Genomic DNA, 14424 nt, shown 5'->3' with positions numbered 1-14424 from the left:
CCGCACGGGTCGTGTTTGAGACAGTCCGGCCGAAGGAATGGTCCGGACTATTTGCCGGAGGCCCTTTTTTGCAGGCCACAGAAGGCCACGAAATGATCACGAGGGGCATGAATGCGCCACCGGAGTAAGACAATTCACCTCGGCGGTTGATTCTTCAATGAGCCCGCTGCCATACTCCGGCTTCCGGACCCGCCGCCGCTCGCCCACTCCCCATCACAAAGCCCGCGCCCCCGTATGTCCGGCAAGCCGCAGCAAAGAAGGTGCGCCTGTGCCCGAATTTTCACCTTGGCACGACAATTCTTTCACAACCAGTCCCCCGCATAATGAACCCGCACCGACCCGGCGCATATCCGAAGACCCCGAATTCCACTCACTGCGCCGCGCACAGCGCAGGTTCGGCGTCCGCGCGACGATCCTGTCGGTCGGTGGATTCCTGCTGTACGTACTGCTCTCGCATTCCGTCCCGGGCCTGATGAACCAGCGTCTGCTCGGCCACCTCACGCTCGGTCTCGCCCTGGGTCTCGGGCAGTTCGTCGTGATGGGTGTGACGGCCTGGTGCTATGTCCGGCACATGCGCACCCGGGTCGACCCGCTCGCCCGCGGTCTGAGCTCGCGGCTCGACCAGCACGAGGCCAACTCGCTCCGCTCCGCCGAGCACCGCGGCGAGGCCGCACAGACCGTCCAGCCCGGCTCCAGGGGGTACCGCACGTGGTGACCATGTCCGCAGGCATCGTCGACCGGTTCAGCCTGAACCTGACGTTCGTGCTGTTCCTGTCGGTGGTCGTGGTCACGCTGTTCATGGCGCTGCTGACGGCCCCTCAGCGCGACGAGCTCAGCGAGTTCTACCTCGGCAACCGCACCATGTCCCCGCTGCGCAACGGTCTCGCGATGTGCGGCGACTATCTGTCGGCCGCGACCCTGCTGGGCAGCACCGGCCTGGTCGCCCTCAACGGGTACGACGGACTGCTGTACCTCGGTGGCACCGTGGTCGCCTGGATGATGGTGCTGCTGCTGATCGCCGAACCCCTGCGCCGGACGGGCAAGTTCACCCTGGGTGACACCCTGGCCCTGCGCCTGACCCGGCTCCAGCGCCCGGCGCGGCTCGCCCTCGCCGTGTGCACCCTCGCCATCACGACCCTGTACCTGGTGGCCCAACTCGTCGGCAGCATGGCCCTGTTGACCCAGTTCACCGGCGAACCCAGCGCCGCTACGCGCACCTTGTGCGTGGTCGTGATCGGCACCATCGTCATCGTGTACGCCGCCATCGGCGGCGCGCCCGGTGCCACGGTCATCCAGATCATCAAGGCCGTGATGCTGGTGGCGGGCGTGACGGTCACCGCGGTCATGGTGCTCAACCACTACGACTGGAACCCGGGCGCCCTGCTGGCCGCGGCCGCGAACCACAGCGGCACCGGCACACAGTTCCTCGAACCCGGACTGCGCTACGGCGTCAGCACCACCAGCAAGCTCGACTTCTTCAGCCTGGAACTGGCCATCGTCCTCGGCCTCGCCGCACTCCCCCACGTCCTGATGCGCATGCTCGCCCCGCGCAAGATCGACGTACTGCGCTCCTCCCTGGTGTGGGCGGTGGGCCTGGTCGGCCTGGTCTGCCTGGCGGCCGGCATCCTCGGCCTCGGCGCCACCGCCGTCGTCGGCCGGGAGACCATCGCGGAGACGGACCACAAGGGCGACTCCGCGGTCCTGCTGCTCGCCAACGCCCTCGGCGGCGGCATCCTCACGGCTCTGCTGTCCTGTCTCGCCTTCGTCACGCTGCTCGCCGTCGCGGCCGGCCTCACCCTCGCCGCCGCCTCGTCCCTCGCGCACGACCTGTACGGCGAGGTGATCCGCAAGGGCCGCGCGAGCGAGACCGAGGAGTTGATGGTGGCCCGGCTGTCCGCGGCCGTCATCGGCATCCTCGCCATGATGCTCGCCCTGGTCTCCTGGGGCGCCAACACCGCGACGCTCGCCTTCCTCGCCTTCGCCATCGCGGCGTCCGCGATCCTGCCGACGATCGTGTACACCCTCTTCTGGCGCCGCTTCACGGGCGAGGGGGCTCTGCTCAGCCTCTGGGGCGGCCTGGTCTGCTCGGTCCTGCTGGTCCTGTTCTCCCCCGTCGTCTCCTCCATGCCGGGCTCGTTCTACCCGGAGTCCGACTTCGCCTGGTTCCCGCTGCAGAACCCCGGCATCGTCTCCATCCCGGCGGGCTTCTTCCTCGGCTGGCTCGGCACCGTACTGAGCAACCGCCAGGAACCGCAGGAGGCGGCCGCCTACGAGGAGTTCGAGGTGCGGATGCTGGTGGGCGCAAAGGAGTAGGAGATGCTTCTGCCATGCCCACTCATACGTTCCTGATCGGCGCCGCCCGCGAGCGCCCCTGCACGCTCGTCGTCTGCCGGGGCTGCTGCTGCGGCGATCCGCGCAAGCACCCCGGCACCGATCACGCCGGGCAAGTGGAGCGGCTGCGGGCCGCCGGGGCCGAGCACGGGTTCCAGGTCCGCACCACCGACTGCCTGGGCCCCTGCGACCAGGCCAACGTGATCGTCGTCCAGCCGTCGGCCGCGGGGCGCCGGGCCGGCGGGCGGGCCACCTGGGTGGGCTTCGCGATGGACGACGAAGGCACGGAGGAGATCGTGCGGTGGGCGGCCGCGGGCGGACCGGGTCTGGCCGATCCGCCCGTCACGCTGGAGCTGCAGTTCATCCGGCCGCCACGGGACGCACGGGTGCGGTCCCGCCGCTGACTCGGCCCAATTGTTAATGGGATCCATTTTCATGTAGCGTCCTCGGTGTTCACCCACCGAGGAGGTCCGTCATGGCTGTCCCCAAGCGGAAGATGTCCCGCAGCAACACCCGCCACCGCCGCGCCCAGTGGAAGGCGAGCACGCCCCAGCTCGTGCCCGTCACGATCGACGGAGTCAGCCACCTCGTGCCGCAGCACCTGGTCAAGGCCTACGAGCGCGGGCTGCTGCGCCCCGAGGGCTGACCGCAGATGCCGTACGACCGCCGTCTGCCCGTCACCGTCCTGTCCGGCTTCCTCGGGGCGGGCAAGACGACCCTGCTCAACCATGTCCTGGCGAACCGCGAGGGACTGCGCGTGGCGGTCATCGTCAACGACATGAGCGAGATCAACATCGATGCCGCGCTGGTGCGGGGCGGCGAGGCCGCGCTGTCGCGGACCGAGGAACGCCTGGTCGAGATGACCAACGGCTGCATCTGCTGCACCCTGCGCGACGATCTCCTCGAGGAGGTCGACCGCCTCGCCCGCGAGGGACGCTTCGACCATCTCCTCATCGAGTCGTCCGGCATCTCCGAACCCATGCCGGTCGCGGCCACCTTCGCCTTCGCCCGCGACGACGGCGCCACCCTCGGCGATCTCGCCCTGCTGGACACCATGGTCACGGTCGTCGACGCCGCCAACTTCCTGTCCGAGCTGGACAGCGGCGACGAACTCGCCGAGCGCGGCCTCGACCAGTACGAGGACGACGAGCGCACCGTCAGCGATCTCCTCGTCGACCAGGTCGAGTTCGCGGACGTCATCGTGCTCAACAAGCTCGACCTGGTGGATGACGTGACGGCGGACCGACTGCGGGCCGCGCTCAGCCGGTTCAACCCGGCCGCGCGGCTCGTCGACGCCGTACAGGGACGCGTACGTCTCCAAGAGGTGCTCGGCACGCGGCTGTTCGACCTGGAGCGCGCCCAGCAGGCTCCCGGCTGGGTACGGGAGCTCAACGGCGACCACGTCCCCGAGACCGAGGAGTACGGGATCTCGTCCACGGTGTTCCGCTCCGAACTCCCCTTCCACCCCGGGCGGTTGTTCACCTTCGTCACCGAGGAGCTCGACAGTGGCGCCTACGGGAAGGTGCTGCGCTCCAAGGGGTTCTTCACTCTCGCCAGCCGCCCGCAGGTGACGGGGCTGTGGTCACAGGCCGGTTCCGTCGCCCGCTTCGAGCCCAGCGCCGCGCGGGACACCGACGCCCCGTACGCGCAGGAGCTGGTCTTCATCGGCACGCATCTGCGTGCGGAGGCGCTCCGGGCCGCCCTGGCCGAGTGCCTCATGGCGGACGGCGAGGGCCTTCCGGCCGCCGACCCGTTCCCGGCCTGGGACACGTACGGCATCGACGACGCCTGTGAGCACGAGCAGGCGGCGCCGCTGGAGGCGTCCGTTCACTGAGTCCCGCGGCGCCCGGCCCGCCTATTCTGGTTAGGGCCGGTCGGACAAATTCCCGTCGTCCGCCCGGAGGGCGGGCCCCGCGGCGTCTGGTGCGTGCGATCGCAAGGCGCCGGAGCGGCCTCGTGGCGGAGCCACGTGGACGGTTCGGCAACGCGGCGAGCGTGCGTGCCAGACGCCGCGGGGCAGGCTGGAATTTGTCCGCCCGGCCCTAGGGGCCGGTCCTGCTCGCAGAGCGCGAGAAGGGAGCCGCGAGTGACCGAGCGGACGATCGACAGCGCCGCCGCGGACACCTTGCGGCGGGCCAGGGACGCCGCTGCCCGTGAGGTGTGGGGCGAGGCGTACCGGCTGCTGGGCCGCCTGGACACCGCCTGCCTCACCCCCGACGACTGCGCCGCGTTCGCCGACGCCGCCTGGTGGACGAGCCGGATCGACGAGTCGATCGTCCAGCGGATGCGGGCCTACTCCGGATACGTCGCGGCGGGCGCGGCCCGGCAGGCGGGGCTCATGGCCTGGCTGCTCTTCTACGAGCACCAGCTCGCGGGGCGCACGGCCGTCGCCGCCGGCTGGCTGCGCCGGGCCCGGCGCCATCTGCGGGGCGAGCCGGAGTGTGTCGAGCAGTGCTACCTCGCCTGGATCGACGCGGAGCACGCTCAGGAACGCGGCGCGTTCGACGAGGCGATGGCCGCGGCCCGGCGCATGGCCGGGATCGCCCGGCGCTGCGGCAGCCCGGACCTGCTGGCCATGAGCATCGAGGCGCAGGCGGGCGTCCTGGTGGCCCGGGAGCGCGTCGGGGACGGACTCGATCTCCTGGACGACGCCATGTGTTCGGCCATGGCAGGTGAGCTCAGCTCCTTCTTCACCGGGTGGGTGTACTGCCTGGGTCTCCAGCAGGCCATGGCCTGCGTCGATCTCGAACGCGCCGCCGAGTGGACCGACGCGGCCATGCGGTGGTGCGCGGCGATGCCGGCCGAGAACAACTACCGCGGGCTGTGCCGGGTGCACCGGGTGGAGGTCCTCGAGCTGCGCGGAAGCTGGTCCGAGGCGCTCACGGAGGCCGTGCGGACCCGCGAGGAACTGCTGCCGTACGAACGTCGGACGGCCGCCGAGGCGGTCTACCTGGTCGGCCAGATCCAGCGGCGGCGCGGAGAGCTCGCCGCGGCCGAGGAGTCGTACGACCGTGCCCACGAGCTCGGTCGCGACCCGCAGCCCGGTCTCGCCCTGCTGCGGCTGGCCCAGGGGAAGGCCGACGCCTCTGCCGCGGCCCTGCAGTCGGCGCTCGCGAGCGGAGCCGAGGCCGGCGCTCTCGCGCGGAGCAGGCTGCTCGCGGCCCAGGTGGAGGTGTGCCTCGCGCTCGGCCGGACGGCCGAGGCGCGCTCGGCTGCCGAGGGCCTTGAGTCGCTTGCCCGGGACTGGCAGCGGCGGTGCGGCTCGGAGAGGACCCTGCTGCACGCGAGCGCCGCGGCGGCGTCCGGCGCGCTGGCCTTCGCCGCCCGTGACCTCGATCGCGCGCTGTCCCGGCTGCGCCGGGCGCTGGCGGTGTGGCTGGAGCTTCGGGTGCCGTACGAGGCCGCCCAGGTGCGGATGACGCTGGCCGCCGCCGACCGGGCCGCCGGTGACGACGAGGGTGCCCGGATGGAGCTGCGGGCCGCGGAGCAGGCCTTCCGGCAGCTCGGCGCCGTACCGGACGCGCGCCGGGCGGCGGCCCTGCTCGCCGATGTGCGCCGACGTCGGCCCGGCGGGCTCACCGAGCGTGAGATCCAGGTGCTGCGGCTGGTCGCCGCGGGACGCACGAACCGGGCCATCGCCACGGAGCTGGTGATCAGCGAGCACACCGTCGCCCGGCACCTCAACAACATCTTCGCCAAGCTCGACGTGTCCTCGCGGGCGGCGGCGACGGCGTACGCGTACCGGCACGGCCTCATGTGAGGCGCATGGGCCGTTTCGCCCATGCCGATCGAACGGGAATGGGCGATTCTGGCGATGAGCGCGCTCCCGCTCCACGCGTACACCGGTGGTGTACCCCTTCCCGACCAGGAGCGGAAAGCAGGTGGCGGCCATGACCACCTACACGCCGACCTTCGACCACCGGCTGCTGGAACGGCTGCGTGGGGCGGTGCGCGGCGACGTCGTCGAGCCCGGCGACCCGGCCTACGACGAGGCCCGCAAGGTCTACAACGCCATGCACGACAGGCGGCCGGCGATCATCGTCAGGGCCGTCGACGCGGGCGACGTCATCGCCACGGTGGACTTCGCCCGCGATCAGGGCCTGCCGCTCGCCGTGCGCGGCGGCAGCCACAGCGTCCCCGGCTACGGCACCTGCGACGGCGGTGCGGTGCTCGACCTCGGCCTGATGCACGGCATCCGCGTCGACCCCGACACCCGCACCGCGTGGGTCGAGGGCGGCTGCACCTGGGCGGACGTCAACCACGCCACGTACGCCTTCGGGCTGGCCACGACCGGCGGGATGGTCTCCACGACCGGCGTCGGTGGCCTGACGACGGGCGGCGGCATGGGGTATCTGTCCCGGCGCTGCGGTCTGGCCTGCGACAACCTGGCCTCGGTGGACCTGGTGACGGCCGACGGATCCTTCGTGACCTGCACCGACGAGCAGAACAGCGACCTGATGTGGGCGGTGCGCGGGGGCGGGGGCAACTTCGGGGTCGTGACGTCGTTCGCGTTCCGGCTGCACCCTGTCGCCGACATCCTCGGCGGACCGACGTTCTTCCCGCTCGACGGCGACGTGATCCGCCGCTACCGGGAGCTGGTCGCCGAGGCGGACGAGAGGCTCGGAGCCACGTTCGTCGTGGGACTCGGACCACCGGTGCCGTTCCTGCCCGAACGCTGGCACGGCCGGCCGCTGTGCGGTGTGATCGCCTGCTGGAGCGGATCGCAGGACGAGGACGACCGGATCCGGGACCGGGTCGCCGCACTGGGGCCGGTGCTGGGCCGGCACCTGGAGCGCATGCCCTATCCGGTGATCAACACCCTGTTCGACGACCTGGTGCCCGCCGGGCTGTACCACTACTGGAAGGGCGCCTTCACCCAGAGCCTGCCGGACGGAGCCGTCGACGCCTTGGTCGAGTACGGCGCCGCCACGCCCTCGATCCAGAGCGTGACGGTCCTCTTCCCCATCGACGGGGCCTGCCACCGCGTCGGACCGGAAGAGACCGCCTTCTCCTACCGGGACGCCGACTACTCGATCGCGCTCAGCCCGACCCTGACCACCCGGGAGGCGTGCGAGGCGCAGAAGGACTGGGTGCGCGGCTTCCACGGGGCGCTGGAACCGCACTCCATGGGAGGCGCCTACGTGAACTTCATGGACGGTGACGACCAGCACCGCGTGCAGACCAACTACCGCGGCAACCACGCTCGTCTGACCGCCCTGAAGCGGCGCTACGACCCGGGCAACCTGTTCCGTCTGAACCACAACATCGCGCCCTGAGGAATCCTGCGGCGGCGGCGTTGTTGAACCCCATATGAGTTCCGTGATCGCGGCGACCCGCTTCTCCGTCCTCGACCGTTCCCGCACCCGTCAGGGCCGTACGAACGCCGAGGCACTGCGCGACACCGTGACGCTGGCGCGGGAGCTGGAGGAGCTGGGCTACCACCGCGTCTGGGTCTCGGAGCACCACGGTGTGCCCGGCGTGGCCGGCTCGGCGCCGACCGTGCTGGCCGCCGCCGTCGCCTCCGCGACCCGCACGATCCGGGTCGGGACCGGCGGGGTGATGCTGCCCAACCACCAACCACTGGTCGTGGCCGAGCAGTTCGGGGTGCTGGAGTCCCTGTTTCCGGGCCGTATCGACATGGGGCTGGGGCGCTCGGTCGGTTTCACCGACGGGGTGCGCAAGGCGCTCGGGCGGGACAAGGGGGACGCGGAGGACTTCGCGGCGCAGATCCAGGAGCTGCTCGGCTGGTTCCGCGGCACCTCGGCCACGGGAGTGCACGCGCGGCCCGCCGAGGGGCTGACCGTGCCACCGTTCGTGCTGGCGATGGGCGAGGGCGCGGACATCGCCGCCCGCGCGGGTCTGCCGATGGTCATCGGTGACTTCCGGAACCGGGCGAAGATGCAGCACGGCATCGACCACTACCGCGACCACTTCCGCCCCTCCCCCTGGGCGAGCGAACCGTACGTCGTGATCTCCGGCACGGTCGCGGTGGCCGCCACACCGCAGGACGCCCGGCGTCTGCTGGTCCCTGAGGCCTGGTCCATGGCCCACTCGCGCACGCACGGCACCTTCCCGCCGCTCCCGCCCGCCGAGTACGTCGAGGGGCTCACGATGACCGACAAGGAGCGCGGCTTCTACGAGGGCGGCCTCGCCGGGCACATCGCGGGCACTCAGGAGCAGGTCGCGCACGAGCTGGAGACGCTGCTGAAGGAGACGGGCGCGCAGGAGGTACTGGTCACGACCAGTACGTACGACCGTGAGGCCCTGCTGGACTCCTACCGGCGGCTCGCCCGGATCACCTACGCGTGATCCGGGCGGGCGGCCCGCCGGCGGGTCAGTCCGTGTCGCGCGGGTCGAACGACTTGGTGTCGATCGTCAGCGGCTTCGGGAACGCGCCGGCCACCGACTCCCACCCCGTGAACTTGAAGCCGGTTCCCTCCCGGTCCCCGTCCGCGGGCGTGGCCTCGCCGTCGTGGGTGACGAGCAGGCCCTTGGGGAAGGTACGGCCCAGCGGGACGTTGACCACGGTGGAACCGTCGGAGTGCTGCACGCCGTCGGTGGCGGCGCCGTCGGTGACGGTGAAGGAGCCGAGGTAGGCGCCTCGGCCCTGGCGCTCGTACACGGCGAAGGTGTTGTCGCCCTGACTGGAGGCGAGCAGGTATCCCTTGCCGTCGGCGGCGTGGTAGATCGTGGCGCCCTCGGCGTCGGCGCTCAGGTGCTCACCGCCGAAGCCGGGGTCGTGGGCGGTGTCGAGGACGCACTCCTCTTCCTCGGCGTCATACGTCCACGGGGTGCCGTACTCCCGCACTCGGTCGATCAGTTCGGGCCGGTCGAACTCCTCGTCGTCGAGGTCGATCCGCCACAGCCCGACGTCCTCCTGGGCCGCGTACAGGACGTGTTCCTCCTGGTCGACGACCATGCCCTCGACCTGCGCATGGTCACCGGGGTCGGCGCACGGCGTCCAGCCGGTGCCGTTCGGCAGCGTGAAGGAGGCCGGCAGATCGAGGGTGTCCTCGGTCTTGTAGCCGACGCGCCCGTTGTGGTCCTCCAACTGGAGCAGCCGCACCCGGGTCTCCGAGCGGCGCGACACCACCGCGTAGGCGTGGTCGCCGTCGCTGAAGGCGGCCAGCCCGTAGGCGGTGCGCTGGTCGTCCACCTCGGTCTCGCTCGCGGAGAAGACCGGCGCGGCGTCGGCCGCCGTCACGTCCTTCAGCGGGGGTCTGCCCGCCGCCACCGCGGCCGGGTCGATCGCGTAGGCCCGGACCCGGTCCCGGCCGCGGTCGCTGACCAGGGCCAAGTCGGTCTTCCTGCCACCCAGTTCGAAGCCGTAGACGACGTCGACGTTGTTGAAGCGGCCTGGTGCGGCGTCGTCGTTCGGGGCCTCGGGTGCCGCGATGTGCTGGAGCCGCCTGCCGTCGAGGCCGTACACGTCGAGGCCGGCCTCCTTGAGGGTGCCGATCACGAGGCTGCGGCCCGGGTGATCGGGGTCGACCCAGACGGCCGGGTCGTCGGCATCGGCGTTGCCGCCCGCCTCGTCGTCGTACACGGCGGGCGTCTCCACCCGTGCGGAGACGGCGACCGGCTGCGGGGCGGCTGCGCCGGAGACCATCAGCAGCGCGGCGGTGAGAGTGCTCAGAGCTGAAGCGCTCACGATACTCCTCGGTAGGAAGCGGGACTGGCGCGACGTTATGGGCGGCCGGTGTGAGTGAGCCGACGGCCCCGTGAACATCAGGTGGCTCGAACGGGCGCGCGTCTGGTTCGCATAGAATCGCGGGGTTTGCCCGCGCCCCCCGACTCACGCATCCCGGAGCTCGTACCCATGCACTCCCCGCACGACCCGTACGTCCGTGTCCGCGGCGCCCGTGAGCACAACCTCAAGGGCGTGGACGTCGACATTCCGCGGGACGTGCTGGCCGTGTTCACGGGCGTGTCCGGGTCAGGGAAGTCCTCGCTCGCGTTCGGCACGATCTACGCGGAGGCCCAGCGCCGCTACTTCGAGTCGGTCGCGCCGTACGCACGCAGGCTGATCCACCAGGTCGGCGCGCCGAAGGTCGGCGAGATCACCGGTCTTCCGCCCGCCGTGTCGCTGCAGCAGCGGCGCTCCGCGCCGACGTCCCGCTCGTCCGTCGGCACGGTCACCAACCTCTCCAACTCCCTGCGGATGCTGTTCTCCCGCGCCGGCGACTACCCGCCCGGCGCCGAGCGGCTCGACTCGGACGCGTTCTCGCCCAACACGGCGGCCGGGGCGTGCCCGCAGTGCCACGGGCTCGGCCAAGTGCACCGTACGGCCGAGGAGTTGCTGGTCCCCGACCCGTCGCTGTCGATCCGGGAGGGCGCGATCGCCGCGTGGCCGGGTGCCTGGCAGGGCAAGAACCTGCGCGACATCCTCGACGCGCTCGGCCACGACGTCGACCGGCCCTGGCGCGAGCTGCCGCCCGAGAACCGGCGGTGGATCCTGTTCACCGACGAGCAGCCGGTCGTCACCGTCCACCCGGTGCGCGACGCCGACCGTATCCAACGGCCGTACCAGGGCACGTACATGAGCGCCCACCGGTACGTCATGAAGACCTTCTCCGACTCCAAGAGCCCGACGCTCAGGGCGAAGGCGGAGCGGTTCCTCGCCTCCGCGCCCTGCCCGGCGTGCGGCGGCAGCAGACTGCGGCCCGAGGCACTGGCGGTCACGTTCGCCGGCCGGACGATCGCCGAGCTGGCCGCGCTGCCGCTCACGGAGCTGGCGGACATCCTGGACGGCGGCACTTCGGAGACGGCTCGTGTCCTCACCGAGGACCTCAAGTCCCGTATCGGGCCCGTCGTCGAGCTCGGCCTCGGCTACCTCGGCCTCGACCGTGCCACCCCCACGCTCTCGGCGGGCGAGCTGCAGCGCCTGCGGCTCGCGACCCAGCTCCGGTCCGGTCTCTTCGGTGTCGTGTACGTCCTCGACGAGCCGTCCGCGGGACTGCACCCGGCGGACACGGAGGCGCTGCTGACGGTGCTGGCGCGGCTGAAGGCGGCCGGGAACACGGTGTTCGTCGTCGAGCACCACCTGGACGTCGTGCGCGGCGCCGACTGGCTGGTCGACGTGGGGCCGCGGGCCGGCGAGCACGGCGGGCAGGTGCTGCACAGCGGGCCGGTGGCCGAGCTGGCGGCGGTCCCGGAGTCGGCGACGGCGCGCTTCCTGTTCGACGACTCCCCCATCGACGTACGCCAAGTGCGCGCCCCGAGCGGTCAGTTGAAGGTCGGCCCGGTCACCCGGCACAACCTGCGCGGGGTGTCCGCCGAGTTCCCGCTCGGGGTGTTCACGGCCGTCACCGGTGTCTCGGGGTCGGGCAAGTCCACGCTCATCGGCGAGATCACCGAGGACCTGGCGGGTGTGGGGCGTCTGGTCTCGGTCGACCAGAAGCCGATCGGCCGGACCCCGCGCTCCAATCTCGCCACCTACACCGGCCTCTTCGACGTCGTGCGCAAGGTGTTCGCGGGCACCGACGAGGCGCGGGCGCGTGGTTACGGCGTCGGGCGCTTCTCGTTCAATGTCGCGGGAGGGCGCTGCGAGACCTGCCAGGGCGAGGGCTTCGTCAGCGTCGAGCTGCTGTTCCTGCCGAGCACGTACGCGCCGTGCCCGGACTGCGGCGGGGCGCGCTACCACCCCGAGACGCTCCAAGTGGCCTACCGGGGACGCAACATCGCGCAGGTGCTGGACCTCACCGTCGAGGCGGCCGCGGACTTCTTCGCGGACACGCCGGCCGTGGCCCGCAGCCTGGGCACCCTCCTCGACGTCGGTCTCGGCTACCTGCGGCTCGGCCAGCCCGCCACCGAGCTGTCCGGCGGTGAGGCCCAGCGCATCAAGCTGGCGAGCGAGCTCCAGCGTGGCCGTCGCGGCCACACGCTCTACCTCCTCGACGAGCCGACGACCGGACTCCACCCGGCCGACGTCGAGGTGCTCATGCGCCAGCTGCACGGGCTCGTCGACGCCGGCCACACCGTGGTCGTGGTCGAGCACGACATGTCCGTCGTCGCGGGCGCGGACTGGGTGATCGACCTGGGGCCGGGCGGTGGTGACGCGGGCGGACGGATCGTGGTGGCGGGTCCGCCCGCTCAGGTGGCACGGGAGAGAGGCAGCGCGACGGCACCCTATCTCGCCCGGGTCATGCCGTAAGGGCCTCGCGACAGGGCCGGCGGCTGCTGTTCGGCGTCGGTGACGGGTGCCGTGCGGACCACACCGGGCGCCGGGAAGGGCACGGTGCGGTGCGGGCCGGGGGCCTGGATCTGCCGGGGCCCGAGGAGCGCGGACACTTCGGCCGCCCGGGCCAGGGAACGGCGGTCGGGGCGGCTGCCCGGCGCCATCGGCTCCCGCACCTCGGCCTCGGCGACCAGCTCGCGTGCCCGCACCACCCGCCACACGGAGGTGAGCAGCGAGTCCTCGCCGACGAAGGCGGCCGCCGTGCCGGACGCGCCCTGGGCCGTCCGGTAGTGCAGTCGGACCGGCTGGACGGTGACGCCCGCGTCCAGGGCTGCCTGGAAGGCGGCCCGGCGGAAGTGGCCCTGGGCGCGGCCGCACCAGGTGCTGCCCTCGGGGAAGACGGCGACGGCTTCGCCGGCCCGCAGCGCCTCGGCGATCCGGCCCACCGTCTCGGGCAGGACGCGGATACGGTCCCGGTCGATGAACAGGGCGCCGCTGCGGGCGGTCAGCCACCCCGCCACCGGCCACTGCCGGATCTCCGACTTGGCGAGCATCCGGGCCGGGCGCACGGCGGCGAGCAGCGGGATGTCCAGCCAGGAGACATGGTTGGCGACGAGCAGCAGCCCGCCGTCGGGCGCGGCGCCGCCGTCGATCCGTACCCGGACTCCCGCGGCCCGGACGATCCAGCGACACCAGCGTCGGATCACTTCCGCGGGTATGCGGCCGCTGAGAGGGGTGAGCGCGATCCCGACGATCAGCAGGAGCAGGACCGCCGCGATCCGCAGGACGGCCAGGGGGATGGCCCTGGCCGGTCCCGTCACGTCCACGCACGTCTGCGGGGTGCAGGGCGCGCTGGGCCGCCAGAGGTTCGCCGCCTCGGCGGCGTGGGCGGCCGCGGCCGGTGCGCCGACCGCCCCGGCCAGGGGCGCGGTCACCGTGGGGAGACGCTCGGCGCCCAGGGAGTGGGTGCTCATGGCCGCCATGTCCGTCACGCCGGGACGAGGGAGAGGAAGTGCCGCAGATAGCGCGCGTTGACCCGGCGCATCGACAGCAGCACGTACATGTCGGCGACCCCGAACTCCGGGTCGTGCGCGGGCTCGCCGCAGACCCAGGCGCCGAGGCGGATGTAGCCGCGCAGCAGGGCCGGGAGTTCGGTGCGGGTGGCGGGCGCGGGGGCGGTCGGCTGCCAGGGGCGCAGCGGCCGTACGCGGTACTCCTGGGGAGCCAGGTGCTTGGCCTGTACCCGGTCCCAGGTCCCGGCCGCGAGCGAGCCGCCGTCGGCCAGCGGGATCGAGCAGCAGCCTGCCAGCCACTCGTGGCCGCGGTCGACCATGTAGCGGGCGATGCCGGCCCAGATGAGGCCGATGACGGCACCGTCGCGGTGGTCGGGGTGGACGCAGGAGCGGCCGACCTCGACGAGGTTCGGGCGCAGGGCGTCGATGCGGGTGAGGTCGAACTCGCCTTCCGAGTACAGCCGGCCCGCGACCGCGGCACGCTCCGGCGGGAGCAGCCGGTAGGTGCCGACGACCTGGCCGGACACCTCCTCGCGGACCAGCAGGTGGTCGCAGTACGCGTCGAAGGCGTCGATGTCGTGGCCGGGTTGCGGGGTGGACAGCAGGGCCCCCATCTCGCCGGCGAAGACGTCGTGCCGCAGCCGCTGGGCGGCGCGCACGTCCTCCTCGTTGCGGGCGAGTCCGACGGTGTAGCGGGTGGGTGCCGTGGGCTGCGGGGGACGTTCGACGGTCAGTACGCCGGTCATGGCTTACTCCTGGTCACGGGCCGGGGGACGGCGAGCGGAGAGCGGTGGGGGCGATGCGAGGTGCCGCCCCTGTTCTTCCGATGCCGGTTGGCGTATGCGTGACCTGTGCCAGGAGAGTGGATGTGCGAATGTTGAACGGCGTGGGCCGGTACCGGCC

12 protein-coding genes are annotated in these 14424 nt (G+C 72.0%); 9 read left to right on the top strand and 3 right to left on the bottom strand.

Annotated elements, in window-relative coordinates:
• Positions 1–37: 37 nt before the first annotated feature.
• The 8 genes from AB5J49_RS42885 to AB5J49_RS42850 all read left to right on the top strand — a co-directional run bounded on the left by AB5J49_RS42885 (position 38) and on the right by AB5J49_RS42850 (position 8640).
• Positions 38–715 (top strand): DUF485 domain-containing protein, encoded by a 678-nt coding sequence (locus AB5J49_RS42885; protein WP_369174291.1) that lies wholly within the window; start codon positions 38–40, stop codon positions 713–715.
• Positions 709–2313 carry a cation acetate symporter gene (locus tag AB5J49_RS42880; protein WP_369174290.1) on the top strand — a complete coding sequence of 535 codons (1605 nt, stop codon included), beginning with the start codon at positions 709–711 and terminating at the stop codon, positions 2311–2313. The genes AB5J49_RS42885 and AB5J49_RS42880 overlap by 7 nt, the downstream gene beginning before the upstream one ends.
• A 14-nt stretch (positions 2314–2327) precedes the next feature.
• Positions 2328–2735 carry a (2Fe-2S) ferredoxin domain-containing protein gene (locus AB5J49_RS42875; RefSeq protein WP_369174289.1) on the top strand — a complete coding sequence of 136 codons (408 nt, stop codon included), beginning with the start codon at positions 2328–2330 and terminating at the stop codon, positions 2733–2735.
• Between the two features lie 71 nt (positions 2736–2806).
• Positions 2807–2977 carry a 50S ribosomal protein L32 gene (gene rpmF / locus AB5J49_RS42870; RefSeq protein ID WP_003996023.1) on the top strand — a complete coding sequence of 57 codons (171 nt, stop codon included), beginning with the start codon at positions 2807–2809 and terminating at the stop codon, positions 2975–2977.
• Positions 2978–2983: 6 nt separating this feature from the next.
• On the top strand, positions 2984–4165 hold the full coding sequence (locus AB5J49_RS42865; protein WP_369174288.1) for a GTP-binding protein: 1182 nt from the start codon (positions 2984–2986) through the stop codon (positions 4163–4165).
• A gap of 252 nt (positions 4166–4417) precedes the next feature.
• Positions 4418–6091: a LuxR C-terminal-related transcriptional regulator gene (locus AB5J49_RS42860; RefSeq protein ID WP_369174287.1), complete on the top strand. Its 1674-nt coding sequence runs from the start codon at positions 4418–4420 to the stop codon at positions 6089–6091.
• A 130-nt stretch (positions 6092–6221) separates the two neighbouring features.
• Positions 6222–7607, top strand: a complete 1386-nt coding sequence (locus AB5J49_RS42855; protein ID WP_369174286.1) for an FAD-binding oxidoreductase — start codon at positions 6222–6224, stop codon at positions 7605–7607.
• A 34-nt stretch (positions 7608–7641) separates the two neighbouring features.
• Entirely contained in the window at positions 7642–8640 is a 999-nt protein-coding gene (locus AB5J49_RS42850) for an LLM class flavin-dependent oxidoreductase (protein ID WP_369174285.1), read from the top strand.
• A 25-nt stretch (positions 8641–8665) separates the two neighbouring features.
• On the opposite strand, the gene AB5J49_RS42845 is transcribed toward AB5J49_RS42850, so the two are convergent.
• Positions 8666–9982: a phytase gene (locus tag AB5J49_RS42845; protein WP_369174284.1), complete on the bottom strand. Its 1317-nt coding sequence runs from the start codon at positions 9980–9982 to the stop codon at positions 8666–8668.
• A 168-nt stretch (positions 9983–10150) separates the two neighbouring features.
• Here AB5J49_RS42845 and AB5J49_RS42840 point away from each other — a divergent pair, with 168 nt between their 5' ends.
• A complete protein-coding gene (locus tag AB5J49_RS42840; RefSeq protein WP_369174283.1) occupies positions 10151–12484 on the top strand; it encodes an ABC transporter in 2334 nt (777 codons plus the stop codon).
• Here AB5J49_RS42840 and AB5J49_RS42835 read toward each other — a convergent pair.
• Positions 12460–13482 (bottom strand): lysophospholipid acyltransferase family protein, encoded by a 1023-nt coding sequence (locus AB5J49_RS42835; protein WP_369174282.1) that lies wholly within the window; start codon positions 13480–13482, stop codon positions 12460–12462. The genes AB5J49_RS42840 and AB5J49_RS42835 overlap by 25 nt on opposite strands.
• Before the next feature lie 14 nt (positions 13483–13496).
• Entirely contained in the window at positions 13497–14267 is a 771-nt protein-coding gene (locus AB5J49_RS42830) for a GNAT family N-acetyltransferase (RefSeq protein WP_369174281.1), read from the bottom strand.
• Between the last annotated feature and the right edge of the window lie 157 nt (positions 14268–14424).

The organism is Streptomyces sp. R28 (assembly GCF_041052385.1).
Classification (GTDB): Bacteria; Actinomycetota; Actinomycetes; order Streptomycetales; family Streptomycetaceae; genus Streptomyces.
This window is presented reverse-complemented; position numbering and strand designations above follow the sequence as displayed.

What these genes read in the sequence shown, in the direction of transcription:
- AB5J49_RS42885 (WP_369174291.1), top strand. Translation starts at nt 38, where the DNA reads ATGGTCCGGACTATTTGCCGGAGGCCCTTTTTTGCAGGCCACAGAAGG.
- AB5J49_RS42835 (WP_369174282.1), bottom strand. Translation starts at nt 13,482, where the DNA reads ATGAGCACCCACTCCCTGGGCGCCGAGCGTCTCCCCACGGTGACCGCG.
- AB5J49_RS42840 (WP_369174283.1), top strand. Translation starts at nt 10,151, where the DNA reads ATGCACTCCCCGCACGACCCGTACGTCCGTGTCCGCGGCGCCCGTGAG.
- rpmF (WP_003996023.1), top strand. Translation starts at nt 2,807, where the DNA reads ATGGCTGTCCCCAAGCGGAAGATGTCCCGCAGCAACACCCGCCACCGC.
- AB5J49_RS42875 (WP_369174289.1), top strand. Translation starts at nt 2,328, where the DNA reads ATGCCCACTCATACGTTCCTGATCGGCGCCGCCCGCGAGCGCCCCTGC.
- AB5J49_RS42865 (WP_369174288.1), top strand. Translation starts at nt 2,984, where the DNA reads ATGCCGTACGACCGCCGTCTGCCCGTCACCGTCCTGTCCGGCTTCCTC.
- AB5J49_RS42850 (WP_369174285.1), top strand. Translation starts at nt 7,642, where the DNA reads ATGAGTTCCGTGATCGCGGCGACCCGCTTCTCCGTCCTCGACCGTTCC.
- AB5J49_RS42830 (WP_369174281.1), bottom strand. Translation starts at nt 14,267, where the DNA reads ATGACCGGCGTACTGACCGTCGAACGTCCCCCGCAGCCCACGGCACCC.
- AB5J49_RS42855 (WP_369174286.1), top strand. Translation starts at nt 6,222, where the DNA reads ATGACCACCTACACGCCGACCTTCGACCACCGGCTGCTGGAACGGCTG.